Here is a 24,586-nt window from a genome sequence, read left to right as displayed (position 1 = left end):
ACCCTACAAACCGCTGACCCGGCGTGCTCGCGGTGCCGAAGCACCGCGCCGGGCCGCTGCGTCGATCACGCGCGCGATGCGGCCGGCACGCCCGAATCGGCGGAGAGAATGCGCTTCATTTCGTCGCGCACGATCGCGCGGCAGCCGCACGACATCTTTTCGAGGCCGGCGAGGTCGGCGAGCTCGATCGAGCTGCGGTATTGACGGATCAGGCCGAGCTTCTGGATCTCGCCCGCGGCATCCGTGACGGTTTCGCGGCGCACGCCGAGCATCTGCGCGAGCATGCTGTGCGTCACCTGGATCTCGATGCTGCGCGTGCGGTCGTACGCCAGCAGGAACCATCTGCATAACTGATGTTTCAGCACGTGATGCCGACTGCAGAACGTGATCTGCGCCACCTGCGCCATCAGCAGCCGCACGCAGACGAACACGAGATGGCGGATCACCGGCGATGCGTCGAACGCGGCGGAAAATACGCGCCGGTCGAGCCGGTAGACGAAGCCGTCGCGACAGGCCACCGCACGGCACGGCATCCGGCCGCTGCCGCCGATCACGTCGTCGCAGACCACGCTCTCGCTGCCGATCTCCGCAACTTCCAGCGTCATGCCGCCGGACGACACGTACTGCAGCGAGATCGCCGTCGTGACGGGCAGGTACACCGCGGTGAGCATCTCGCCGGGTTCGCACAGCACTTGCCCCGATTTCAGGTGGACGAGCTGAAGCTGGGGCGCCAGCGTGGCAAGTTCGTCGCGGTCGATGGCCGCGAGAAACCGGTTGGCATCGAAGCTGTGGGAAAGCTCGATCATGCCGTTCGCATAGGCGACGGCGTCGTTGGCCTGGAGAGTCACGGCACATCCTCGTAGGGTGGCGGTCGCGCGTCGTCGCGGCGATCCCGGGTAAACGGGAATTAGCACGATCGTGCGGACTTGTGTTCATCGAAAATCGAATGACAATGCGGCAAAAAGGCTAGCACGCGATTTAGTTCGATCGTTTTCACATTACGTCATTTCACAAAGTTTGACGATTTTGCCAGAGCGGAAACGTCACGTGAATTTAATGATTCATTCGCGTCAAATTAATCATTCGGAAACGGAATGCTGTCCGGATCGGACATTCAAGGTGGATCGGGAATCAATCGGATGGCGCTGCGCATCGTACGTGAAAATCATCGGGCGAACATTGAACATTATTTGACAAATAAACGGGGCTCGCCTGAATTTCCTTGAGAATCAATGGTGTGGGAGCGATGTGTGCGCTGGGTTACAGAACGGGAAGCGCGTGTGCCGATTCAAATTTGAGACAGTTTCAAACGAGCGTGTGCGGCGCGGCCACGCGGGGAAGTGCGGCCCGGGACATCACGGAAACAATTGAAAAACGGCTGTAAGTATTTGAACGATAAGCCTCATGGTTCCGATTCCATTGCCCTGATTCCTTACATCTGAATTGATCAGTCAAATCACGCGCTGTGTCCGTCGCCGGCAGAGTGTCCGGAAATGAGACGTTTTTTATGTGGCGAGGCCGAATATTCGGGTGATCTAAATCAGGCGTGATTCATATATTAAGGATGGACGGGTATTGGCACGTAAATCGCTTATTCGAATTCGCGCGTCGAAACGGGACGTCGACTCGATCCGGCGATAACAAGCCGATGACCAGTCGGAATCAGGGTTGTGGGCCGCAACCACTGTCAACGTCCGGGCGCGCATCGCGATAACGAGTTCCGTGCTTGCGGCTGCACGCGGCGCGGACAATAAAAGGGATACAGACATGCTTCATCTTCACTCGAGCTACACGGCGAACGCAATCCTCGATGCCCTCCCGGAGGACAGCATCCGTACCATCGCACCGCATCTGGAACTGGTCCGGATCAAGGCCGGGATGCTCGACCGGGTCGGTGAGCCGATGCGCCATCTGTATTTTCCGACGACGTCGATGATGTCGGTGCAGCACCTGATGGAAGACGGTGCGATGGTCGAGGTGGCGGTGGTCGGCCGCGAAGGCGTGGTCGGCCTCGGCACGCTGGTCGGCGGCGTCGCGGCATCGAGCCGGGTCGAAGTGCGTATCGGCGGGATGGCGTATCGCGTGCCGAGCTGCGTGATGCGTGCCGAATTCGAGCGATCGCCGCAGACGTACCGGCTGCTGCTCAACTACTGCCAGGCGACGATGGCGCAGATCTCGCGCACCGCGCTGTGCAATCGGCATCACTCGGTCAGCGAGCAGCTGAGCCGCTGGCTGCTGCTCGCGCACGACCGCATCGACGGCGACGAGTTGCCCGTTACGCAACAGACGATCGCGAACATGCTCGGCGTGCGGCGCGAAGGCGTGACGGAGGCGGCCGGCAACCTGCAGGAAGCCGGGCTGATCCGGCAGCGCCGCGGCCGCATCACGGTGCTCGACCGCGACGGTCTCGAACACCACGCGTGTGAATGCTACGACCTGATTCGCGCCGACTATCGCCGCTTGCTCGGGGCGCGCGGCAATACGAGGCAGGCGCCGCTTCGCCCGCGCATGCCGGAGGTGCGTGGCGGATTCCCGGCACATGGTGCGTAACGATGCAGTCGATGTCCGGTGGAACGAATACGATGCGGCGCGCCGCGATCGCGGCGGTCGACGTCGTGCTCGTCCTGGCGGGGGCGCTTGCGGCGCAGGCGGCATCCGGCCTGGCGTGGCGCGAGCTGTCCGATGCGCAGCGCGGCGCGATCGCGCTGCTGTGCGTGCTGACGGTGGCGCTGCTGCCGCGCTACCTGCGCACCGTGCGCGGCGGCGTGGCGGTGCAGGGCGGCGCGCACGTGCTGACGCAGACGCTGGTGGCGGTCGTCTGCGCGAGCGTGCTGACGGTGGCCGGCACGATGTGGATCATGAATCGCGGCGGCACGGTCACGACACGCTGGATCGTGCGCACGGTGCTGGCCGGCGACGCGGCGTTGCTGCTCGGCCGTGCCGCGCTGCTGGCGTGGGTGCTGACGCGCAACGACCCGCGGGCGCGGCAACGCCGTGTTGCCGTGGTCGGCGCAACGGCGTACGGGCGCGTGGCGGTCGAGCGGATGCAGCTCGCGCCGAACGGCCCGTTCGTGGCGGCGTGCGTCTTCGATGACGACGCGCCGGCCGCCGCCGGCGGCATCGGCGGCGTACCGGTGATCGATGACTGGGCCGCGCTGCGCGACATGATTCGCGGCGGCGGGATCGACGAGGTGTGGCTTACGTTGCCGATGTCGCACGAATGGCGGATCCAGCGCATCGTGCGCGAGTTGCGCGACGAATTCGTCGAACTGAGGCTGTTGCCCGACGTGCGGCAGATGGCGGTCGTCGATCGCTCCGCGACCGACGTGCTCGGCATGCCGGCGATCAATCTCGCGACCACGCCGAGCTCCGCGCCGGAGCTGTGGGCGAAGTTCGCGTTCGACCGGCTGTTTGCGTTCGGCGTGCTGATTCCGTTGCTGCCGCTGCTGTCGATGCTGGCGGTCGCGGTCAAGCTGTCGTCGCCGGGGCCCGTGCTGTTCAGGCAGCGCCGCAAGGGCGTGGACGGCCGCGAGTTCGACATCCTGAAGTTCCGGACGATGCGCGTGCATCGCGCGCAGCCGGGCGTCGTGCGGCAGGCGTCGCGCAACGATGCGCGCATCACGCGCGTCGGCGCGTTCCTGAGGCGCACGTCGCTCGACGAGCTGCCGCAGTTCTTCAACGTGCTGTTCGGTCAGATGTCGGTCGTCGGGCCGCGCCCGCATGCGATCGAACACGACGATCTCTACCGGCAGCTGATCGACTCCTACATGTACCGCTATCGCGTGCGTCCGGGCATCACCGGGTGGGCGCAGGTGAACGGCTATCGCGGCGAGACGCGCAAGGTCGAGGCGATGGCGGCCCGCGTGAAATTCGATCTCTTCTACATGCAGAACTGGAGCTTCTGGTTCGACATGAAGATCATCTTGCTGACGATCGTGCGCGGTTTCATCGGGCGCAACGCTTTCTGAGGATAGCGAAGCGTCGGGAAAGCCGTGCGTTGTGCGGTCGAACGTACCGACCGGAACGACGGCCGCGGACACACTGACGGCACATCAGCATTCCGCGCCGCGGAGTGTCCGGCGGCGCTTCGTCGCGTCGCAGCCATCGGAACAGTCACGATCATGTCAACGTCGATTCGGGAGCGAAGCGCACCGGTACTTCAGGAAGCGCGCGCGGAACGGGGCGTCGGCACAGCCGCGCACACCATGCGGCTGCGCCGCCTCGCAATCAACGGGAAATTCACCGCGCAGCGCATGACGGGCGTCCAGCGCGCGGCATACGAACTGACGGCCGAACTCGCGCGCATCGCGAACACCGGCGACGAACCGTCGCTCGTCGTGCCGTCCGATCACGATCCGGCGGCGATGCCGGCCGGCGTGCGGTCGCAGACCACCGGGCGCCGGCGCGGCACGCTGTGGGAACAATGGACGCTGCCGCGCACGACACGCGGCCGGACCCTGCTGAGCCTGTGCAACATCGGCCCGCTGGCGAAGCGCGATCAGCTGCTGATGATCCACGATGCGGCGATCTTCGATCTGCCGGCCGGCTATTCGCTCGCGTTCCGTCTGTGGTACCGCTTCGCGTTCTCGATCCTGAAGCGGCGCGCCCGCCATATCGTGACGGTGTCGCATTTTTCGCGGGCGCGGCTCGCCGCGCGCCTCGGCGTGCCGCCGGCACGCCTGTCCGTCGTGCCGGGTGCCGTTGATCATATCGACCGGATCGATGCCGATCACGGTGTGCTGTCGCGCCTGAATCTCGAGACGGACGGCTATGTGCTGTTCGTCGGGTCGCTCGCGCCCGGCAAGAATCTCGTGCGCGCGCTGGCCGCGATCGCGTTGATGCGGGCATCGCACCCGACGTTGCGCTTCGTGATCGCGGGCGGCGCCAATGCGAAGATCTTCGGTGTGCGTGAGGCCGGCCTGCGCGAGGACGATCCGTACGTCACGTGGGCCGGTTATGTGAGCGACGGCGAGCTGAAGGCGCTGTACGAGCACGCGGGATGCTTCGTTTTTCCATCGTTGTACGAAGGATTTGGCCTGCCGCCGCTCGAGGCGATGCGGTGCGGTTGCCCCGTCATCGTGTCGCACGAGGGTTCGCTGCCGGAAGTCTGCAGCGGGGCGGCGCTGTTCTGCGATGCCTATTCGCCACCGGATATCGCTGCGTCGATCGCTCGCGTGATGGACGATCCCGAACTGCGTGCGCGGCTGCGCACGATGGGCCGCGAGCGTGCGCAGCAGTACAGCTGGCAGCGTTCGGCGCGCGCGTTGCTCGACATCGTCCGTGCCGATGCCTGACGGGCGGTGACGCCGTCCGGCCCGACGGCTCGATCGATACGGTCGCGTCTGCGTCGGACGAATCCGGCGTGGTCGCGTTTTCGCGTCCGTCCCCGATTTTCGGGCGCACGGCAGGCAAGCTGATTCGGGTCAACACACGCGTGTTCAATGGGTTTATCCTGCGTCGAATGCGTCCTGCGCTTCGTGCTGCCGGGCGCACCCCGGACGTGCGGCGCAGGCGGTGACGCCTCCGCGCCGCGCACCGGCGCGACACCGCGCGCCGCACTTTTTCGCGCGGAACCCGGAACAGGAGACACGGCCATGGCGCTCGACCAACAACAATGGCAGACGCTGAAACAGCGGCTGAACGAGAGCGAGCAGGCGCTGCGTGCGGAGATCCGCACGAGCGAGGACCATCGCGCGTCGGAATCCTATGCGGACCTTGCCGGCGCGGCGCCCGACGAGGGCGACGAGGCGAACGCGGATCTGTTCGTCGACGTCGATCATGCGCTGATCGGCATGAAGCTGACCGAACTGCGTGCAATCGGCCGTGCCCAGCAGCGGATGCGCGACGGCAGCTACGGCGAATGCATCGATTGCGACGGCTCGGTGGGCTACGAGCGCCTGCTGGCGCGCCCGAGCGCCGAACGCTGCACGCATTGCCAGTCGATCTACGAGCGGCAATACGCCACGACACCGCGCGCCTCCCTCTGACGTCGCCGCCGCAACGGCGCTGCGCGCGCTGCGCAGCGGGCGTACGATGAAGGTCGTGCGCCCGGCAGCGTCGACATCCCGACATGCGGTGCCGGGCGCGCATACGCCGCCGCGCCGGCGCACGGCGCCATCCACGTGGAAGGGAGCCACGCCGACCATGCCGATCCACAATGCCGAGTGCGCGGCCGTGTTCGCCGAGATCGCCGACATGCTCGAGATCCAGGGCGCCAATCCGTTCCGCGTGCGGGCCTACCGCAACGCCGCACGGACGATTGCCGACTACGGCCGCGATATTCCGACGATGATCGCGCACGGCGACGATCTCGGCAGGATTCCGTCGATCGGGTCCGATCTCGCGTCGAAGCTGCGCGAGATCGCCGCGACCGGCACCTGCGAGCTGCAGCAAACGCTGCGCCATGCGTTGCCGGGCGCGATCGTCGAGTTGCTCGACGTGCCGGGGCTGGGCGCGAAACGCGTGAAGGCGCTGCATGACGCGCTGCACGTCGATTCGCTCGAACAGCTGCGGGCCGAAGCGAAGAACGGGCACGTACGCGAACTGCCGGGCTTCGGCGCGAAAACCGAAGCCCATCTGCTCGACGCAATCGACGATCGCCTGCACCGCGAACCGCAACGCTTCCTGCTGCCCGATGCCACGCAATCGCTGATGCCGTTGCTCGACCGCCTGCGCGCGGTCGCGGGCGTCGGCCAGGCCGTGCCGGCCGGCAGTTTCCGCCGGCGCCGCGAAACCGTCGGCGATCTCGATATCCTCGTCACCGCACGCGACCCGGCCGCCGTCGCCGCTGCGTTCGTCGGCTGCGGCGACGTGGCGCGCGTGCTCGCGCACGGCAAGACGAAGTCGAGCGTCGTGCTCGCGAGCGGGTTGCAGGTCGACCTGCGCGTCGTCGATGCCGATGCGTTCGGCGCGGCACTCGTCTATTTCACGGGATCGAAGGCGCACAACATCGCGCTGCGCAGGATCGCCCAGGCCGGCGGGCTGAAGATCAACGAATACGGCGTGTTTCGCGGGGACGAGCGGATCGCCGGCGACACCGAGGCGTCGGTCTACGCCGCCATCGGGCTGCACGAGGTGCCGCCCGAACTGCGCGAGAATCGCGGCGAGATCGACGCGTCGCGCGCCGGCGCGCTGCCGGCGCTGGTCGAGCGCAAGCATCTCCACGGCGACCTGCATGCGCATACCGACGCGTCGGCCGGCCGCGACAGCCTGCGCGCGATGGCGGAGGCAGCCCGTGCGCGCGGGCTCGCGTACCTGGCCGTGACCGACCGCGCGCCGCACGCCGGCCGCGGTCGCGGCGATTTCGACTGGCTCGCGCGGCAGCTCGACGAGATCGATCGTGTCAATGCGTCTTTCGACGATTTCGTGCTGCTCAAGGGCGTGGAAGCCGGCATTCACGAGGACGGCAGCCTCGACGTGCCCGATGCGATGCTCGGCCGGCTCGATCTCGTGGTCGGCGCGGTACGCGACGGCTTCGACCTGTCGCGCGACGCGCAGACCGATCGCATGCTGCGCGCGATGGACCATCCGCATTTCACGATTCTCGCGCACCCGACCGGCCGTGTGCTCGGCGAGCGCGATGCATGCGAACTCGACGTGCCGCGCGTGATCGCGCAGGCCGCGGCGCGCGGCTGCTTCGTCGAGCTCGATGCACAGCCGCGGCGGCTCGATCTGCCCGACACCTGGTGCCGGGAGGCCGCGAAGGCCGGCGTGCCGGTCGCGATCGGCTCGGATGCATGCAGCGCCGGCGAACTCGACAACCTCGCGTACGGCGTCGATCAGGCACGGCGCGGCTGGCTGACGCGGCCCGACGTGCTGAACACGCGTACGCTCGCGCAACTGCGGCCGTTGCTGGCACGGACGATGGGCAAGGGCAGCGGGACGAAGCGGAGCCGGTCGAAGGGCACGTGAACGCATGGCCGGCGGCGCATGCCGCCCGCCATGCGTTCACGTCATGCCGGCACCGTCATGCGAGCACGCCGGCGGCCGGCACATAAGGCAGGCCGAGCGCCTGCGCGACCGCTTCGTACGTGATGTGCCCGTCGCAGACGTTGAGGCCCGCGCGCAGGTGCGGATCGTCGGTCATGGCCTGCTTCCAGCCCTTGTCGGCAAGCGCGAGCGCATGCCCGAGCGTCGCGTTGTTCAGCGCGAAGGTCGACGTGCGCGCGACCGCGCCGGGCATGTTCGCGACGCAGTAGTGCACGACGCCGTCGACGACGAAGGTCGGGTCCGCATGCGTCGTCGCATGCGAGGTCTCGAAGCAGCCGCCCTGGTCGATCGCGACGTCGACGACGACCGCGCCCGTGCGCATCGTCGCGATCATGTCGCGCGTGACGAGCCGCGGCGCCGAAGCGCCCGGCACGAGCACCGCACCGATCACGACGTCGGCATCGCGCACGGCTTCGTCGACCGTATGCGCATTCGAACAGACGGTCGCGATCCGGTTGGCGAACACGAGGTCGAGCTGGCGCAACCGGTTCACGTTGTTGTCGAGCACGGTGACGCGCGCGCCGAGGCCGACCGCCATCTGCAGCGCACCGGTGCCCACCACACCCGCGCCGAGCACGACGACGTGCGCGGCCGGCACGCCGGGTACGCCGGCCATCAGCAGGCCGCGGCCGCCGCGCGGGCTTTCGAGGTGGGTTGCCGCGACCTGGATCGACATGCGTCCGGCCACTTCGCTCATCGGCGCGAGCAGCGGCAAGCCGCCGCCGGGACCCGTCACGGTTTCGTACGCGATGCAGACCGCGCCGGATTTCACGAGCGCGGCGGCCTGGCCGGGATCGGGCGCGAGATGCAGATACGTATAGAGGATCTGGCCGCGCCGCAGCATCGCGCATTCGGCCGGCTGCGGCTCCTTGACCTTGACGATCATGTCGGCGCGCGCGAAGACTTCGTCGGCGTCGTCGCCAAGCGATGCGCCGGCGGCGGTGTAGTCGTCGTCGAGCAGGCCGATCGCGGTGCCCGCGCCGCGCTGCACAAGCACGCGATGGCCGTGCCGCACGAGTTCGTGCGCGCTGGCCGGCGTGAGGCCGACGCGATATTCGTGGTTCTTGATCTCCTTCGGCACACCGATCAGCATGAGTCGCCTCCATGGCCTTCGTTATCGTCGTCGTGCGAGCGGCATGCCGACCGCAGTACTGGAATAACAGGGTAGTAGCGCGCCAAGGGAAGTCAAGCGGCCGGCCCGTGCGGTAGTCGCGCGCACTGCATCGCACCATGCGCTGCGACGGGTTGCGACCGGACGTCGCAATGCACGCGATACCGGGTTTCGGTATCGTCATGCGTGGCGCGGGCCGGGGCCGCGTGCCGGATCCTTCCGGCAGAACAACGAGACAAGGACACTACCGACATGACCGGTGCGTATTTCAGCGTGCCGACGCTTTGTGCGATCGCGCTCGTACACGCCTACTGGGCGTTGGGCGGGCGGCGCGGCAAGCGTGCGGCGATTCCGGAACAGGATGGCGTGCCGCTGCTGCGGCCGACCGCCATCGGCACGCTTGTCGTCGCGGCGGCGCTGCTGGGCGGCGCGTGGGTGGTGGCCGCGCGTGCCGGCTGGCTGGGGCGCAACGCGTATCCCAATGCGATCGCGTTCGCGGTCGTTGCGTTCGCACTGATCTTCGCGGTGCGCGCCGTCGGCGATTTCCGTTACGTCGGCTTCTTCAAGCGGATTCGCGGGTCGCGTTTCGCGCGGATGGATTCGCTGTGTTACTCGCCGCTGTGTGCGGCACTGGCGCTCTCGATCGCGTCGATGTTCTGGCCGTGGTGACGGGCGGGCGGTTCGGCCCGCCCGCATGTCGATCGGCGTGAGGCATCGGCCGGCACGGCATCGGTCAGCCATGCGCCGTTTTCGGCGACGAAGAACGTGTGGTCTTGCAGGTGCGTGCGCTGCGCATCGACATCGAGCATCACCGGCACGCCGTCGCGCGCGCCGACAGCCGGCGCAGTCGGGATGTCGACCGACGGATGATACGGACGCACGCCGACGCCATCACGCGGTGCCGCGTCGCTGGAGAGAGACAGCCATCCGACATCTCCAGCGCGGAACAAACGCCTGCCTGCTGCCTTAATCCATCGGCCATTGCGCCATCCTTGCGCATTCCGGCTTCCTGTTTTTTTGATTGTTGCGATTTTCGATGCATTGAATTGCATCGAACCCCCTCGTAATGGAACCGGTTCCATATATAATTCGCGGCACTCGTCGCCCAGTGCTCGAAAGAGGGTCGTGCACGTCTCGCTTGCCGTCGGCAAACGCGGCGTCTAAGTTGAAACAGGGTCATGGCGATGAGGGGCAAATGCCGGAAGAAAGATGGTATTTGTCTGATGATAGAGCCCGATAAGAGGTCGATCCGTGCGGCGCTGCCGAAGCCGGTGCGCCGCGCGGCTGCATGAAGTCGCCGCTGCGCATCGCGCGGCCGGCACCCGCATCGAGGTTGTTCGCAGCACACGAAAGAACAGGACGGCTGGCCGCGTGCGGCATGGCTGCCATACCGGATACGACGCATGCGGAGTGCGCGCGTCCGGATCCCGATCCCCAACGATCAACATCCGACCATGTCCACGCCACCTGACAAACCCAACTCGCGCCGCCGTTTCCTGCGCACGTCGGTCGCGCTCGTGCCGATCGCGTCGGTCGCCGGCTGCGACCTGCGTTCGTCGTCGCCGTCCGCGACGACAGCCGGCAACGCGCCCGCCGCATCGTCCGGCGCCGAACGCGCCCCGTACAAGCCGACCTTCTTCGATGCGAAGGAGTGGGCGTTCGTCCAGGCCGCGGTCGACCGGCTGATCCCGGCCGACGCCGAGGGCCCCGGCGCGCTCGAATCCGGCGTGCCCGAATTCATCGACCGCCAGATGGAGACGCCGTATGCGCACGGCGCGACGTGGTACATGCAGGGGCCGTTCCAGCAAGGCGTGCCCGAGCTCGGCTACCAGTTGAAGCTGGTGCCGCGCGACATCTACCGGCTCGGCATCGCGGCCGTCAACCGCTATTGCGAAAAGGCGCACGGCAAGGCGTTCGCGGATCTCGATGCACCGACGCGCGACACCGTGCTCGGCGCGCTGGAGAAGGGCGGCGCGCAGATCGACGACGTGCCGCCCGGCGTGTTCTTCGGCCAGTTGCTGCAGAACACGCGCGAAGGCTATTTCTGCGATCCGGTGCACGGCGGCAATCACGACATGGCCGCGTGGAAGATGATCGGCTTTCCGGGCGCGCGCGCGGACTTCATGGATTTCGTCAACCAGAGCGGCAAACCCTATCCGTACGGGCCCGTCTCGATCAACGGGGAGCGCAGCTGATGGTCGCAGAGAAAAAGCCGCACGTCGATGCGGTGATCGTCGGCTTCGGCTGGACCGGCGCGATCCTCGCGAAGGAGTTGACCGAAGCAGGCCTGAAGGTCGTCGCGCTCGAGCGCGGCGAATATCGCGACACCTATCCGGACGGCGCGTATCCGAACACGATCGACGAGCTGACCTACAACATCCGCAAGAAGCTGTTCCTGGACCTGTCGAAGACGACCGTGTCGATCCGCCACGGCCTGCAGGACACCGCGCTGCCGTACCGGCAGCTCGCCGCGTTCCTGCCGGGCGAAGGCGTCGGCGGCGCGGGGCTGCACTGGTCGGGCGTGCATTTCCGGATCACGCCGGAAGAGCTGCGCCTGCGCAGCCACTATGAAGAGCGCTACGGCAGGAAGTTCATCCCCGAAGGGATGACGATCCAGGATACGGGCGTGACCTACGAGGAGCTCGAGCCGCACTTCGACTTCGCCGAGAAGGTGTTCGGCACGTCGGGCCAGGCGTACAAGGTCGGCGGCAAGGTGGTCGGCGACGGCAACGTGTTCGAGGCGAACCGCAGCGACAACTTCCCGCTGCCTGCGCAGCTCAACACGTATTCGGCACAGCGCTTCTCCGACGCGGCCAAGTCGCTCGGCCTGCATCCGTACCGGCTGCCGTCGGCGAACACGTCGGGCCCGTACACGAACCCGTACGGCGTGCAGATGGGGCCGTGCAACTTCTGCGGCTACTGCAGCGGCTACGCGTGCTACATGTACTCGAAGGCGTCGCCGAACCTGAACATCCTGCCCGCGCTGAAGCAGGCGCCGAACTTCGAGCTGCGCTCGAAGTGCCACGTGCTGCGCGTCGATCTCGACGACACGAAGAAGCGCGCGACGGGCGTGACCTACGTCGATCCGGCCGGGCGCGAAGTGCACCAGCCGGCCGATCTCGTGATCGTGGCCGCGTTCCAGTACCACAACGTGCACCTGCTGCTGCTGTCGGGCATCGGCAAGCCGTACGACCCGATCTCGGGCGAGGGCGTCGTGGGCCGCAACTTCGCGTACCAGAACCTGTCGACGATCAAGGCGTTCTTCGACAAGGACACCTACACGAACCCGTTCATCGGCGCGGGCGGCAACGGTGTCGCGGTGGACGACTTCAACGCGGACAACTTCGACCACGGCCCGCTCGGCTTCGTCGGCGGCTCGCCGCTGTGGGTGAACCAGGCCGGCGTGAAGCCGATCAGCGGCATCGCGACGCCGCCCGGTACGCCACAGTGGGGCTCCGCGTGGAAGAAGGCCGTCAAGGACAACTACGCGCACACGATCTCGATGGACGCGCACGGCACCAACATGTCGTACCGCGACGTCTATCTCGACCTCGATCCGACCTATCGCGATTCATACGGCCAGCCGCTGTTGCGGATGACGTTCGACTGGAAGGACAACGACATCAAGATGGCGCAGTACGTGACCGGGCAGATGAAGAAGATCGCGGAAGCGATGGGGCCGAAGGCGATCGGCGTGTCGACGCGCGAGTTCGGCAAGCACTTCGATTCGCGCGCCTACCAGACGACCCACCTCGTCGGCGGCGCGATCATGGGCACCGACCCGAAGACGAGCGTGCTGAACCGCTACCTGCAGTGCTGGGACGTGCACAACGTGTTCGTGATGGGCGCATCGGCGCTGCCGCAGGGCATCGGCTACAACCCGACCGGGATCATCGCGGCGCTGGCCTACTGGTCGGCACGCGCGATCCGCGAGCAATACCTGAAAAATCCTGCCCCGCTGGTGACCGTATGAAGAGGACGATGAACCACGACGTCGCGCGCCGGGTGTCGCGCGCGCTGGCGGCCGGCGCCATCTGGGCCGCGTTCGGCTTCGCGGGCACGACGGCATTTGCGCAGCCGGCAGCGCCTGCGGCGGCTTCCGCTGCGGCCGCCGCACCCGCGCGTCAATCCGCCGACGCGAACCTGATCAAGCGCGGCGAATATCTCGCGCGTGCCGGCGACTGCATCGCGTGCCACACCGCGAACGGCGGCAAGCCGTTCGCGGGCGGGCTGAAGTTCGACACGCCGATCGGCGGCATCTATTCGACCAACATCACGCCGGACCCGAAGACGGGCCTCGGCGGCTGGACTTACGAGGACTTCACGCGCGCGGTGCGCGAAGGCGTGCGCAAGAACGGCGACACGATGTATCCGGCGATGCCGTTCCCGTCGTATGCGCGCCTGACCGACGACGACATGAAGGCGCTGTACGCGTACTTCATGCACGGCGTCGCGCCCGTCGAGCACCAGAACCGCGCGGTCGACATCGTGTGGCCGCTGTCGATGCGCTGGCCGCTCGGTATCTGGCGCAAGATGTTCGCGCCGACGCCGAAGCCGTTTGATGCGGCGCCGTACACCGATCCGGTGGTCGCGCGCGGCGCGTATCTCGTGCAGGGTCTCGGCCACTGCGGCGCGTGCCACACGCCGCGCGCGCCGACGATGCAGGAGCGCGGCCTGACCGACGCGGACGGCCCGGACTTCCTGGCCGGCGGCGCGGCGATCGACGGCTGGGTGCCGACGAGCCTGCGCGGCGAGCCGCGCACGGGCCTCGGCACGTGGAACGACGCCGAGATCGTGCAGTTCCTGAAGACGGGCCGCACGCTGCGCACGGCCGCATTCGGCGGGATGACGGACGTGGTCGGCCACAGCATGCAGCACATGACCGACGACGACCTGAACGCGATCGCGCGCTACCTGAAGACGCTGCCGCCGCGCGTGCAGGGCGAGCAGCCGCACGTGTACGACGCGGCTGCCGCGAAGGCGCTGCAGACGGGCGACGCAAGCAAGCCGGGTGCGGCCGTCTATCGCGACAACTGCATGGCCTGCCACCGCAGCGACGGCCACGGCTACACGCGCGTGTTCCCGGCGCTCGCCGGCAACCCGGTCGTGCAGGGCGACGATCCGACCTCGCTGATCCACGTCGTGCTGGAAGGCAGTGCGCTGCAGGGAACGCACAGCGCGCCGTCGACCTTCACGATGCCGCCGTTCGGCTGGCGCCTGTCGGACCAGGAAGTCGCGGACGTGTCGAACTTCGTGCGCACGAGCTGGGGCAACACGGGCGCGCCGGTGACGGCCGCGCAGGTCGCGAAGGTGCGCAAGAGCGTGCCGTCGACACGGCCCGAACCGCCGCCGGGCGCGCGGTTCCCGCAAGCGTCGCGCTGACGCGGGCGGCGGGGCGCCGGCTCCGCCTGTCGTTTCGTCGGGGTTGCACCCCGCAAAGGCGCGCGGCCGCGTGAATTTTTCGCGGCCGCGCGCCATTCTTCCGCCTCATCCCTTATCCTTTCACTCTTGAACCTTACTAAATAGTTACAAGAGCTTGGGAGGGGGGATGCCTCATGATGTCAGCCTGATTGCGTTGCTCGCGGCCGGTTTCGGTCTCGCGATGATCTTCGGTTACCTCGCGTCGCTGCTGAAAATGCCGCCGCTCGTCGGCTATCTGCTCGCCGGGATCGTGATCGGCCCCGGCACGCCCGGTTTCGTCGGCGACCTGTCGCTCGCCCAGCAGCTCGCCGAAGTGGGCGTGATGCTGCTGATGTTCGGCGTCGGCCTGCATTTTTCGCTCGGCGATCTGCTCGCGGTGCGCAAGATCGCGCTGCCGGGCGCCGTCGTCCAGATCACCGTCGCGACGCTGCTGGGCGGCGGGCTCGCGCTCACGTGGGGCTGGAGCCTCGGCGCGGCGCTCGTGTTCGGGCTCGCGCTGTCGGTCGCGAGTACCGTCGTGCTGCTGCGCGCACTCGAAGGGCGCGGGCTGGTCGAGACGGTCAACGGGCGCATCGCGGTCGGCTGGCTGGTCGTCGAGGATCTCGTGATGGTGCTCGTGCTGGTGCTGCTGCCGCCGGTGGCGGGGCTGCTCGGCGGCACGCCGCCCGGCGATACCCATGCGGCCGGCGGCAGCGTATGGGGCACGCTCGGCGTCACGTTGCTGAAGGTCGCGGCGTTCATCGCGCTGATGCTGGTGGTCGGCAAGCGCGTATTCCCGCGCATTCTGTGGCTCGTCGCGCGCACCGGTTCGCGCGAGCTGTTCACGCTGTGCATGATCGCGGCCGCGGTCGGCATCGCGTTCGGCGCGGCGAAGCTGTTCGACGTGTCGTTCGCGCTCGGCGCGTTCTTCGCCGGGATGATGATGCGCGAGTCGGAATTCAGCCGGCGCGCGGCCGACGAGACGCTGCCGCTGCGCGACGCGTTCTCGGTGCTGTTCTTCATCTCGGTCGGCATGCTGTTCGACCCGAAGGTGCTGATCGAGGAGCCGCTGCACGTGATCGAGGTCGCGGCGATCGTGCTGGTCGGCAAGACGCTCGCGGCCGTCGCGCTCGTGATCGCGTTCCGCTATCCGCTGAACACCGCGCTGACGGTCGGCGCGGGCCTCGCGCAGATCGGCGAATTCTCGTTCATCCTCGCGGGGCTCGGCCGGGCACTCGGGCTGCTGTCGGCCGAGGGGCAGAGCCTGATTCTGGCGGTCGCGCTGATCTCGATCGCGATGAATACGTTGCTGTTCGCGATGATCGACCCGGCGCTCGCATGGATCCGCAAGCATTCTGCCTTCGCGCGCAGGCTCGAGGCGCGCGACGACCCGCTCGCCGCGCTGCCGATGTCGACGCCGCAGACTCACCTGACCGGGCAGGTCGTGATCGTCGGCTACGGCAAGGTCGGCACGCGGATCGCGCATGCGCTGGACGAGCGCGGCATTGCGTACGTCGTCGTCGAGCAGAACCGCGAACTCGTCGAGAAACTGCGTGCCGACGGCGTCGCGGCCGTGTCGGGCGACGCGATCGAGCCGATCGTGCTCGTGCAGGCCCACATCGCGCGCGCCGGGATGCTGGTCGTCACGCTGCCGGACGTGTTCGACGTGCGGCAGATCGTCGAGATCTCGCGCACGCTCAACCCGACGCTCGAGGTCGTGCTGTGCACAAACAGCGGCGACGAGGCCGCGCTGCTGTCTCACGAAGGAATCGGCACCGTGTTCATGGGCGAGACCGAACTCGCGCGCGGGATGACCGAGCACGTGCTCGGCAGGATGGCGAAGCCGGTCGCGGCTGCGCACTGACGGCGCGCGGCATCGCGCTGCGCGCCGCGCATCGGACGGGACGCGGTGGAAACGCTCGAATAGTGCGGGGCGTTCCTGGAAGGTGGGACGAAAGCAACGGAAGGGCGACGCGCATGCGGCGTCGCCCGTGAGGCTTCGTCAGCTTGCGGCTGCAGCCTTCGTCGGCGCGACCGTGCCGGCCTGCGCGGCCGTCTTGAGCGGTGCCGACGGTTTCTGCGCCGCAGCGGCCGTGGCGGCGGCCGCCGCCGCCTTCGGCGTTGCGACCGTCTTCTGCGGCGCAGCGGCCTTCGCCGGCGCATTCTCGGGCTCGACCGGTGCATCGGGCGGCACGCCGAGCAACTGCAGCGAGCCGCTCGTGACCGACGCGAACACCGGGCCGGCCACCGTGCCGCCGTAATAACCCTTGCCGCGCGGCTCGTCGATCATCACCGCGACGATCAGGCGCGGGTTGCTCATCGGTGCCATCCCCGCGAACAGCGCGCGGTACTTGCCCTTCGCGTAGGTCGCGCCGACCTGCTTGCGGGCGGTACCGGTCTTGCCGCCGATCCGGTAGCCGTCGACGCGCGCGCGGCGCCCCGTGCCGCCTTCGCCGACCGCCATCTCGAGCATCGAGCGGATCGACGCGGCCGTTTGCGGCGACGTCACGCGGTGGCCGCGATGCGCGTCGATCGTCTGCTGGTCGGTGCCGTTCTTCAGCAGCGACACCGGGTGCAGCGTGCCGTCGCCCGCGTAGGCCGTGTAGGTCTGCGCGATCTGCAGCAGCGACATCGACAGGCCGTAGCCGTAGGCCATCGTCGCCTGTTCGATCGGACGCCAGCGCTTGTAGCCGCGCAGCCGGCCCGACGCGACGCCCGGGAACGTCAGTTCCGGTGCGCGGCCGATCCCGTACTCCTGGTACTTGTTCCAGATCGTTTCGGCGGGCAGGTTCAGCGCGAGCTTCGCGAGCGCGACGTTGCTCGACTTCTGCAGCGCCTGCGCGACGGTCAGCGACCCGTGGTTCGACGTGTCGTGAATCACGGCCGGGCCGATCTTGTAGGTGCCCGGCGACGTGTTGATGATCGTGTTCGGCGTGACCTTGCGTTCGTCGATCGACAGCGCGACGACGAGCGGCTTGATCGTCGAGCCCGGCTCGAACGTGTCGATCACCGCGCGGTTGCGCAGTTGCTGGCCGGTGAGGCGGGCGCGGTCGTTCGGGTCGAAGGTCGGGTAGTTCGCGAGCGCAAGGATCTCGCCGTTCTGCGCGTCGAGCACGACGACGCTGCCGGCCTCCGCGTTGTTCTCGATCACGGCCGCCTTGAGCTGGCTGTACGCGAGCTGCTGGATCCGGCGGTCGATCGTCAGCTCGATCGTCGCGCCGTGCTGCGCGGGCACGAGCGGGCGCGTGTCCGACACGATGCGCCCGAGCCGGTCGCGGATCACCTCGCGCTGCCCGGACGTGCCCTGCAGGCGTGCATTCGCCGCAAGCTCGACGCCTTCCTGGCCCTTGTCCTCGACGTTCGTGAAGCCGACCACGTGCGCGGCCGACTCGCCTTCGGGGTAGAAGCGCTTCGAATCGGCGATCTGCGTGATGCCGTCGATCGCGAGCTTGTCGAGGCGGCCCGCGGTATCGGCGTCGACCTGCCGCTTGAGCAGAACGAAGGTCTTCTCGTTGCCGAGACGCCGCTTCACCTCGACGAGCGGCATGTCCAGCACCTTCGCGATCTGCGGGTAGTCGGTATCGGCTACCTGTTTCGGGTTCGCCCAGATTTCATAGGTCGACAGGCTGACCGCGAGCATCGCGCCGTTGCGGTCGACGATGCGCCCGCGCATCGCGTCGAGCTCGATCGTGCGCTGGTAGCGCTTCTGGCCCTGGCCGACATAGAAATCCTGGTTCGCGACCTGCACCCAGAAGGCCCGCGCGATCAGTGCGGCGAACGCGAGGAACACGATGATCACGATGAACCTCGAGCGCCACATCGGCAGGCGCGACGCGAGCATCGGATTCTTGGTCGCGGCCGCGTACGGATCGGCGGGGTGGGTCTTCTTTTTCACGCTCATGCAATGGCCGGTTCGGGCCGCCCGACGGCGGCAAATCAGTCTGGATAATGCGATTGTAATAAATGAGTAAACACCGTGTGGGGAAAGTGTGTTCCGGCCCCGTGAAAAAACGTTGACCTGGATTCGGCTCGCGCGGAAACGTCACGGCAGGCGACGCGGGCGGAACCTCGGCTGCGCGTCGATCCGGGGCTGCGGATTCCGGCGCAGGTCGATCGCGGCCGTCGATGCAGTGCGATCAATTGCCCGGCTCCTGATTATTTCTTTATGCCCGAAAATAAAAAACGCCCCGAAAAGGGGCGCCGTTAATAATGAATATCGCAATGAATATCACTGATGCCGGAATAAACCCGAAGACCGCAGACGATTTACGTCAATGAATGCTAGCGGGCGACGGAAATGAATTCCCGGTATTCCGGCTGGGTCGTGCAGCGATCGACTTCCTGCAGCCGCCATGCACCGGCGTGATCGCCGGCGAGTACGGCGGGGCCCTGTTCGCGCTGCATCGCACCGAACGACAGCCCCTTCAACTGGCAGACGGCGTTGCCGCTGTCGGCCGCGCAGAGGGCCATCGCGCCCTCGACGTCGCGGACCTTGCCCCAGGTCGGAAGATCGATGCCCTGATGTGCCTCGCGCGACCACAGCCCTTCGTCGGTATCGACCCACAGTACCGCGAAGGCATGCCGGGTTGCGGAATCGCTGCCATTAATCCGAATGGTGAGGCGCATTGTGATCGTCTCCTAAAAAAATGACGCATTCGACCGTTTTGACTTGACCAGTCTAGATAGACTGGTGTGAAACGCAAGTGTTAATCCGCAATAAATCCATATTGAGTCTATTGCGGATTCAGATGAAACGACGTCTGACGATTCGTGGTCATTCCGGAGGCCCGCGCACTAGCGGGCGTCACGGGCGGTTGCCGCGCCGGTGCGCGCATTCCGACGCGCGAGACATGGGATGACATGGCCGCCGGGCGCGTCGATCTGTCGCGCGCGGCCGGCGGCGGGAAACGACGTCGCCGGATGCGACATGACGCAGTCCGGCCGTTGCGCGGCCGGATGTTTCGGCGCGTTGACGACGGGCCCGGAACGACACACTCAGACAATCGCGTACAAATCGGCACACTTTCACGAAACTTTCGGGACAGACTTGCATTCGGTCGGGCCCCACACTGGGAACATCCCGATCCCGTGCCGCGGACGCCCGTCCGCGGCGGCTGCCGCCGCCTCGTGCCAGAGACGCGATCGACGCGATCGCGGGCCGCATGCCCGATCGGGACTGCCGGGGCGCGCGTCAGCCCCGGCCCGGCCGGTGAGCCGTGCGCAGCCTGCAACCGCGGGCGCCGCGCCGCCCGGCCGATTCTTCGAAGGAGACTATCGTGCTGATCTGGAAAACCGCGTTGTCGCTCAACTGGCGCACGAGCCTCGTGTCGCCGGCCAGCGCACCGGTCGCGGCGGCGAACGTCGGACGGCTGGTGCTGACCGGCGCGACCGGCTTCATCGGCAGTACCGTGCTGACGGCGCTCGTCAACGCAGGGCTGCTCGAACGCATCGTGTGCGTCGTGCGTGCGCAGGACCGCGGCCACGCGGTCGCGCGGCTGCGCGAAGCGGCGCTGCGCGCGGGGCTCGCGCCCTACTGGGCGTCGCGCCTGACCGATGCGAACGTGATCGTCGGCGCGCTCGGCGACGTATGGCACGGCGCCGACGCGCCTCGCCTCGCCGGCGCGACACACGTGATTCACTGCGCGGGCCATGCATCGCCGGCCGACGGCGCACACCTGCAGGCCGACATCGCCGATGCCGTGCACTTCGCCGAACGCTTCGCGCGCGCGCCGCGCCTGCAGCGCTTCGTGTACGTCGGCACGGCCTATGCACATGCGGGCCGTGGCGGGATCGTGCAGGAAGCGGGGGCGGGCGATGCGGCGGACGACGCGGCGCGCGACGACGAAGGCCTGCCGGGCGCGGTGCTGGCGGCCGACTACCTGCACGCGAAGGCCGAAACCGAGCAGCGCCTGCGCGCGCTCGGACTGCCGCTCGTCGTCGTGCGGCCGTCGCACGTGGTCGGTCATACGGTGCTCGGCACGCGGCCCGCGCCGAATTCGTTCTGGATGTTCCGGTTGGCGCATGCCGCGCGCCGCTTCACCGCGCGGCCGATGACGCGGATCGACATCGTGTCGGTGGACGACGTGGCGCGCGCGACGATGCTGCTGGCCGTGAAGCCGACACTCGCGCACAACGTCTATCACGTGTCGGCCGGCGACGAGGCGCCGCAGGTGGCGCAGATCGTGCGCGCGATGGACGAGGCGGCCGGGATGACGGGTGCGCCGCGCTACGCGGCGTGCGCGCCGGCCGAATTGCCGCTGGTGGTGCGCGACGTGCTCGGGCGGCCCGATCCGGCACTCGAGCGCGTGATCGGCCGCGCGTTGCAGCGCTGCGGGGAGTTCGCGACGGTCGACCGCGTGTTCGACAACCGCCGCGTGCGCGACGAAATCGATTTCGAGCCGTTGCCGTTCATCGATTACGTCGAGGAATGCATGCGCACGTCGCGCGGCGTGGCCGTGACCGAGCTGATGCGCGGCGCACTGCACTGACCGTTCGCACGGGCGCGGCGCCCGTTCCCGCGCGTGGCGGGCGCGGGCGCCGTCGTCACGCGTTGCCGCCGAGCTCGATGAGCCGGTCGAGCGCGCGGTAGATGTCTTCGAGGCCGTCCTGGCCGAAACGCGATTCGAGCTGCCGGTATTGCTCGTCGATGCGCGGACCGATTTCCGTCACCAGTTTCCTGCTTTGCGGCGTCAGGCTGACCAGCAGCCGGCGCTGGTCTTCCTGCGCGCGCGTGCGCGTGATCAGGCCGTCGCGCTCCATCCGTTCCAGCACGCCCGTGAGGCTCGGGCTCAGGATGCAGCAACGTTTGGCGATCTGTCCCGCTTCGAGCGCGTGCGCCGGTTCGCCGTCGAGCACGCGGATGATCCGCCATTGCTGTTCGGTCAGCGCGAATTCCTTGAGAATGGGGCGAAACAGACCCATCAGCGTTTCGCGGGCCTCGAGGAGCAGCATGGCCAGGTTGCGATGGTCGAGCGTACGGTTCATCGGGGTGGGTAAAGGACGGGGACGCATCAATCTTAACAGCCGAAGGTGATGAATTTCGCAACTCAGGGTAATCGAGGTTGCCAGCGCCCGATTGTTTACTTAAGATATTAACTATTGACGATGCGCCGCGACGCGCGGCAGGGGAATGACGCATGGAGCTGTCTTGCACGACCGCCGCGGCGCCGCCGTTGCCGGTCGCCATCGGTACCGTCTACGGGGCGCTGCTCAACGAGCGCGCGGCGCTCGACGCGCTCGGCGACGCCGTGAACGCACCGCCTTACGGCCGTCCGCCGCAGGCACCGATCCTGTACATCAAGCCCGCCAACACGCATGCGGCCGACGGCGCGGCCGTCGTCGTGCCGGCCGGTGTCGACGCGCTGGAGATCGGCGCATCGGTGGCCGTCGTGTTCGCCCGGCGCGCGACGCGCGTGCCGGCCGCGCAGGCGCTCGACTACGTGCACGGCTTCACGCTCGCGAGCGACGTGTCGGTGCCGCATCCCGATTTCTACCGTCCGGCCGTGCGCTTCAAGTGCCGCGACGGCTTCTGCCCGCTGGGACCGGCGATCGTGCCGGCCGCCGCGCTGGGCGACGTCGACGCGATCGGCCTGACGGTGCGGATCGACGGCGAGGCGGCCGCGTCCGCGTCGACCGCCGCGCTGATCCGCCCGGTGCGCGAGCTGATCGCCGACGTGACGGCGTTCATGTCGTTCGACGCGGGCGACGTGCTGTTGCTCGGCGTCGCGGGCGGCGCACCGCGCGCCCGTGCGGGCAGCAAGATCGAGATTGCGGCCGCCGGCATCGGCACGTTGCGGCATACGCTGGTTGCGGAGGAAGCTCGATGAAGACGGCACGCGTGATCTACAACGGCGCACTGCATGCGGCCGAACCGGCCGGCGACGGCACGATCCGCCTCGATACGGGGCGCGAGGTCGCCGAGGACGCGGTGGCGTGGCTGCCGCCCGTCGCGCCGCGCACGACGTTCGCGCTCGGCCTGAACTACGCCGACCACGCGAAGGAACTCGCGTTCAAGGCGCCGAGCGAGCCGCTGATCTTCCTGAAGGGGCCGAACACGTTCATCGGCCACCGGTCGCGCACCGTGCGCCCGGCGGATGCGACGCACATGCACTACGAGTGCGAGCTGGCCGTCGTGATCGGCCGGCCCGCGCGCAACGTCAGCCGCGCGCAGGCGATCGACTACGTGGCCGGCTATACGGTCGCGAACGACTACGCGATCCGCGACTATCTCGAGAACTACTACCGCCCGAACCTGCGCGTGAAGAACCGCGACACCTGCACGCCGCTCGGGCCGTGGTTCGTCAGCCGCGACGAGATCGGCGACGCGGGCGACTTGATGCTGCGCACGACCGTGAGCGGCCGGGAGACGCAGCGCGGCAGCACGCGCGACATGATTTTCGACGTGCCGGCGTTGATCGAGCACATCAGCGGCTTCATGACGCTCTCGCCGGGCGACCTGATCCTGACCGGCACGCCCGAGGGGCTGGCGGACACGAAGCCGGGCGACGAGGTCGTGACCGAGATCGAAGGGATCGGCCGGCTCGTGAACACGATCGTCGGCGAAGCAGACTACTATCGCGCCGGCTGAGCCCGTCGCACCAGGAGAGCATATGACCATCAAGCACTGGATCGACGGCCGCGAAGTCGAGAGCCGCGAGACCTTCACGACGCTGAACCCCGCGACGGGCGAAGTCATCACCGACGTCGCGTCGGGCGGCGAGGCCGAGGTCGACGCGGCCGTGCGCGCGGCGAAGGCGGCGTTCCCGAAATGGGCGAACACGCCCGCGAAGGAGCGCGCGAAGCTGATGCGCAAGCTCGGCGAGCTGATCGAGAAGAACGTGCCGATGCTCGCGGCGCTGGAGACGCAGGACACCGGCCTGCCGATCGCGCAGACGAGCAAGCAGTTGATTCCGCGGGCGTCCGAGAACTTCAACTTCTTCGCGGAAGTGTGCGTGCAGATGAACGGCCGCACGTATCCGGTCGACGACCAGATGCTGAACTACACGCTGTACCAGCCGGTCGGCGTGTGCGCGCTGGTGTCGCCGTGGAACGTGCCGTTCATGACGGCCACGTGGAAGACGGCGCCGTGCCTCGCGCTCGGCAACACGGCCGTGCTGAAGATGTCGGAGCTGTCGCCGCTGACGGCCGACCAGCTCGGCCGGCTCGCGCTCGAAGCCGGCATTCCGCCCGGCGTGCTGAACGTCGTGCAGGGCTTCGGCGCGACGGCCGGCGACGCGCTCGTGCGCCACTCGGACGTGCGTGCGGTGTCGTTCACCGGCGGCACGGTCACCGGCAAGCGCATCATGGAGCGCGCCGGCCTCAAGAAGTATTCGATGGAGCTCGGCGGCAAGTCGCCGGTGCTGGTCTTCGACGACGCCGATTTCGATCGCGCGCTCGATGCGTCGCTGTTCACGATCTTCTCGATCAACGGCGAACGCTGCACCGCCGGGTCGCGGATCTTCGTGCAGCGCACGATCTACGATCGCTTCGTGCAGGAATTCGCGCGCCGCGCGAACAACCTGGTGGTCGGCGATCCGTCCGATCCGGGCACGAATCTCGGCGCAATGATCACGCGCCAGCACTGGGAGAAGGTGACGGGCTATATCCGCATCGGCGAGCAGGAAGGCGCACGTGTGGTCGCGGGCGGCGCGGACAAGCCGGCCGGGCTGCCCGATCATCTGCGCAACGGCAATTTCGTGCGCCCGACCGTGTTTGCCGACGTCGACAACCGGATGCGCATCGCGCAGGAAGAGATCTTCGGGCCGGTCGCGTGCATCATCCCGTTCGAGGACGAAGACGAAGGGCTGCGGCTCGCGAACGATACGGCGTACGGCCTCGCGTCGTACATCTGGACGCAGGACGTCGGCAAGGTGCATCGTCTGGCACGCGGCATCGAGGCCGGGATGGTGTTCGTGAACAGCCAAAACGTGCGCGACCTGCGCCAGCCTTTCGGCGGCGTGAAGGAATCGGGCACCGGGCGCGAGGGCGGCGAATACAGTTTCGAGGTGTTCGCGGAGATCAAGAACGTGTGCATCTCGATGGGTTCGCATCACATCCCGCGCTGGGGCGTGTGACGGGCGCCGGTCG

General features: G+C 67.6%; 20 protein-coding genes. 14 read left to right on the top strand and 6 right to left on the bottom strand.

What is annotated here, in order from left to right:
- Positions 1-65 precede the first annotated feature (65 nt).
- Complete coding sequence (locus DIE03_RS04650; RefSeq protein ID WP_185658096.1) at positions 66-848, bottom strand: Crp/Fnr family transcriptional regulator; 783 nt, start codon at positions 846-848, stop codon at positions 66-68.
- Between the two features lie 919 nt (positions 849-1,767).
- Here DIE03_RS04650 and DIE03_RS04645 point away from each other — a divergent pair.
- The 5 genes from DIE03_RS04645 to polX all read left to right on the top strand — a co-directional run bounded on the left by DIE03_RS04645 (position 1,768) and on the right by polX (position 7,911).
- Entirely contained in the window at positions 1,768-2,550 is a 783-nt protein-coding gene (locus DIE03_RS04645) for a Crp/Fnr family transcriptional regulator (RefSeq protein WP_124447937.1), read from the top strand.
- 11 nt (positions 2,551-2,561) lie between these two features.
- Positions 2,562-3,968: an undecaprenyl-phosphate glucose phosphotransferase gene (locus DIE03_RS04640; RefSeq protein WP_124447935.1), complete on the top strand. Its 1,407-nt coding sequence runs from the start codon at positions 2,562-2,564 to the stop codon at positions 3,966-3,968.
- A gap of 237 nt (positions 3,969-4,205) precedes the next feature.
- The gene (locus tag DIE03_RS04635; protein ID WP_260434797.1) at positions 4,206-5,294 is read left to right on the top strand and encodes a glycosyltransferase family 1 protein; all 1,089 of its coding nucleotides are present in this window, start codon (positions 4,206-4,208) and stop codon (positions 5,292-5,294) included.
- Between the two features lie 300 nt (positions 5,295-5,594).
- Entirely contained in the window at positions 5,595-5,987 is a 393-nt protein-coding gene (locus DIE03_RS04630; RefSeq protein ID WP_124447931.1) for a TraR/DksA family transcriptional regulator, read from the top strand.
- 157 nt (positions 5,988-6,144) lie between these two features.
- Positions 6,145-7,911 carry a DNA polymerase/3'-5' exonuclease PolX gene (gene polX / locus DIE03_RS04625; RefSeq protein WP_124447929.1) on the top strand — a complete coding sequence of 589 codons (1,767 nt, stop codon included), beginning with the start codon at positions 6,145-6,147 and terminating at the stop codon, positions 7,909-7,911.
- 55 nt (positions 7,912-7,966) lie between these two features.
- Here polX and ald read toward each other — a convergent pair whose 3' ends face one another.
- The gene (ald, locus tag DIE03_RS04620; protein ID WP_124447927.1) at positions 7,967-9,082 is read right to left on the bottom strand and encodes an alanine dehydrogenase; all 1,116 of its coding nucleotides are present in this window, start codon (positions 9,080-9,082) and stop codon (positions 7,967-7,969) included.
- 270 nt (positions 9,083-9,352) lie between these two features.
- On the opposite strand from ald, the gene DIE03_RS04615 reads away from it, so the two are divergent.
- Positions 9,353-9,769: a DUF3995 domain-containing protein gene (locus tag DIE03_RS04615; protein ID WP_124447925.1), complete on the top strand. Its 417-nt coding sequence runs from the start codon at positions 9,353-9,355 to the stop codon at positions 9,767-9,769.
- Here the strand turns inward: DIE03_RS04615 and DIE03_RS38635 are convergent.
- On the bottom strand, positions 9,709-10,152 hold the full coding sequence (locus DIE03_RS38635) for a hypothetical protein (RefSeq protein WP_260434794.1): 444 nt from the start codon (positions 10,150-10,152) through the stop codon (positions 9,709-9,711). The two genes, DIE03_RS04615 and DIE03_RS38635, sit on opposite strands and share 61 nt — an antisense overlap.
- Before the next feature lie 402 nt (positions 10,153-10,554).
- Here DIE03_RS38635 and DIE03_RS04600 point away from each other — a divergent pair, with 402 nt between their 5' ends.
- The 4 genes from DIE03_RS04600 (at position 10,555) to DIE03_RS04585 (ending at position 16,364) form a co-directional block, all read left to right on the top strand.
- A complete protein-coding gene (locus tag DIE03_RS04600; protein ID WP_124447923.1) occupies positions 10,555-11,295 on the top strand; it encodes a gluconate 2-dehydrogenase subunit 3 family protein in 741 nt (246 codons plus the stop codon).
- Complete coding sequence (locus DIE03_RS04595) at positions 11,295-13,073, top strand: GMC family oxidoreductase (protein ID WP_124447921.1); 1,779 nt, start codon at positions 11,295-11,297, stop codon at positions 13,071-13,073. The genes DIE03_RS04600 and DIE03_RS04595 overlap by 1 nt, the downstream gene beginning before the upstream one ends.
- The gene (locus DIE03_RS04590) at positions 13,070-14,482 is read left to right on the top strand and encodes a cytochrome c (protein WP_124447919.1); all 1,413 of its coding nucleotides are present in this window, start codon (positions 13,070-13,072) and stop codon (positions 14,480-14,482) included. The genes DIE03_RS04595 and DIE03_RS04590 overlap by 4 nt, the downstream gene beginning before the upstream one ends.
- Positions 14,483-14,648: 166 nt before the next feature.
- The gene (locus tag DIE03_RS04585; RefSeq protein WP_124447917.1) at positions 14,649-16,364 is read left to right on the top strand and encodes a cation:proton antiporter; all 1,716 of its coding nucleotides are present in this window, start codon (positions 14,649-14,651) and stop codon (positions 16,362-16,364) included.
- Positions 16,365-16,502: 138 nt separating this feature from the next.
- Here the strand turns inward: DIE03_RS04585 and DIE03_RS04580 are convergent, their stop codons facing one another.
- Positions 16,503-18,401 carry a penicillin-binding protein 2 gene (locus DIE03_RS04580; protein ID WP_124447915.1) on the bottom strand — a complete coding sequence of 633 codons (1,899 nt, stop codon included), beginning with the start codon at positions 18,399-18,401 and terminating at the stop codon, positions 16,503-16,505.
- A gap of 380 nt (positions 18,402-18,781) precedes the next feature.
- Positions 18,782-19,126 (bottom strand): DUF3564 family protein, encoded by a 345-nt coding sequence (locus tag DIE03_RS04575; RefSeq protein ID WP_124447913.1) that lies wholly within the window; start codon positions 19,124-19,126, stop codon positions 18,782-18,784.
- 650 nt (positions 19,127-19,776) lie between these two features.
- Between DIE03_RS04575 and DIE03_RS04570 the strand changes: the two genes are divergently transcribed.
- Positions 19,777-20,988 (top strand): SDR family oxidoreductase, encoded by a 1,212-nt coding sequence (locus tag DIE03_RS04570; protein WP_124447911.1) that lies wholly within the window; start codon positions 19,777-19,779, stop codon positions 20,986-20,988.
- A gap of 55 nt (positions 20,989-21,043) precedes the next feature.
- Here DIE03_RS04570 and hpaR read toward each other — a convergent pair whose 3' ends face one another.
- On the bottom strand, positions 21,044-21,484 hold the full coding sequence (gene hpaR, locus DIE03_RS04565) for a homoprotocatechuate degradation operon regulator HpaR (protein WP_124447909.1): 441 nt from the start codon (positions 21,482-21,484) through the stop codon (positions 21,044-21,046).
- A gap of 152 nt (positions 21,485-21,636) precedes the next feature.
- Here hpaR and DIE03_RS04560 point away from each other — a divergent pair, with 152 nt between their 5' ends.
- Genes DIE03_RS04560 through hpaE form a run of 3 tightly spaced genes read left to right on the top strand, consistent with a single transcriptional unit; the run spans position 21,637 to position 24,573 of the window.
- Entirely contained in the window at positions 21,637-22,326 is a 690-nt protein-coding gene (locus tag DIE03_RS04560; RefSeq protein ID WP_124447907.1) for a fumarylacetoacetate hydrolase family protein, read from the top strand.
- Positions 22,323-23,087, top strand: coding sequence for a fumarylacetoacetate hydrolase family protein (locus DIE03_RS04555; RefSeq protein WP_124447905.1), 765 nt, complete (start codon positions 22,323-22,325; stop codon positions 23,085-23,087). The genes DIE03_RS04560 and DIE03_RS04555 overlap by 4 nt, the downstream gene beginning before the upstream one ends.
- 22 nt (positions 23,088-23,109) lie before the next feature.
- Complete coding sequence (gene hpaE, locus DIE03_RS04550) at positions 23,110-24,573, top strand: 5-carboxymethyl-2-hydroxymuconate semialdehyde dehydrogenase (RefSeq protein WP_124447903.1); 1,464 nt, start codon at positions 23,110-23,112, stop codon at positions 24,571-24,573.
- Positions 24,574-24,586 lie beyond the last annotated feature (13 nt).

The sequence above is a fragment of the Burkholderia sp. Bp8992 genome (assembly GCF_003853705.1).
Taxonomy (GTDB): Bacteria; Pseudomonadota; Gammaproteobacteria; order Burkholderiales; family Burkholderiaceae; genus Burkholderia.
The sequence above is the reverse complement of the archived record's forward strand: the minus strand, read 5'-3'. Positions and strand labels throughout refer to the sequence as shown.

Excerpts from the sequence above, each read along its gene's own strand:
- DIE03_RS04645 (WP_124447937.1), top strand. The coding sequence starts at position 1,768 with ATGCTTCATCTTCACTCGAGCTACACGGCGAACGCAATCCTCGATGCC.
- DIE03_RS04640 (WP_124447935.1), top strand. The coding sequence starts at position 2,562 with ATGTCCGGTGGAACGAATACGATGCGGCGCGCCGCGATCGCGGCGGTC.
- DIE03_RS04635 (WP_260434797.1), top strand. The coding sequence starts at position 4,206 with ATGCGGCTGCGCCGCCTCGCAATCAACGGGAAATTCACCGCGCAGCGC.
- DIE03_RS04630 (WP_124447931.1), top strand. The coding sequence starts at position 5,595 with ATGGCGCTCGACCAACAACAATGGCAGACGCTGAAACAGCGGCTGAAC.
- polX (WP_124447929.1), top strand. The coding sequence starts at position 6,145 with ATGCCGATCCACAATGCCGAGTGCGCGGCCGTGTTCGCCGAGATCGCC.
- ald (WP_124447927.1), bottom strand. The coding sequence starts at position 9,082 with ATGCTGATCGGTGTGCCGAAGGAGATCAAGAACCACGAATATCGCGTC.
- DIE03_RS04615 (WP_124447925.1), top strand. The coding sequence starts at position 9,353 with ATGACCGGTGCGTATTTCAGCGTGCCGACGCTTTGTGCGATCGCGCTC.
- DIE03_RS38635 (WP_260434794.1), bottom strand. The coding sequence starts at position 10,152 with ATGCAATTCAATGCATCGAAAATCGCAACAATCAAAAAAACAGGAAGC.
- DIE03_RS04600 (WP_124447923.1), top strand. The coding sequence starts at position 10,555 with ATGTCCACGCCACCTGACAAACCCAACTCGCGCCGCCGTTTCCTGCGC.
- DIE03_RS04595 (WP_124447921.1), top strand. The coding sequence starts at position 11,295 with ATGGTCGCAGAGAAAAAGCCGCACGTCGATGCGGTGATCGTCGGCTTC.
- DIE03_RS04590 (WP_124447919.1), top strand. The coding sequence starts at position 13,070 with ATGAAGAGGACGATGAACCACGACGTCGCGCGCCGGGTGTCGCGCGCG.
- DIE03_RS04585 (WP_124447917.1), top strand. The coding sequence starts at position 14,649 with ATGCCTCATGATGTCAGCCTGATTGCGTTGCTCGCGGCCGGTTTCGGT.
- DIE03_RS04580 (WP_124447915.1), bottom strand. The coding sequence starts at position 18,401 with ATGAGCGTGAAAAAGAAGACCCACCCCGCCGATCCGTACGCGGCCGCG.
- DIE03_RS04575 (WP_124447913.1), bottom strand. The coding sequence starts at position 19,126 with ATGCGCCTCACCATTCGGATTAATGGCAGCGATTCCGCAACCCGGCAT.
- hpaR (WP_124447909.1), bottom strand. The coding sequence starts at position 21,484 with ATGAACCGTACGCTCGACCATCGCAACCTGGCCATGCTGCTCCTCGAG.
- DIE03_RS04560 (WP_124447907.1), top strand. The coding sequence starts at position 21,637 with ATGGAGCTGTCTTGCACGACCGCCGCGGCGCCGCCGTTGCCGGTCGCC.
- DIE03_RS04555 (WP_124447905.1), top strand. The coding sequence starts at position 22,323 with ATGAAGACGGCACGCGTGATCTACAACGGCGCACTGCATGCGGCCGAA.
- hpaE (WP_124447903.1), top strand. The coding sequence starts at position 23,110 with ATGACCATCAAGCACTGGATCGACGGCCGCGAAGTCGAGAGCCGCGAG.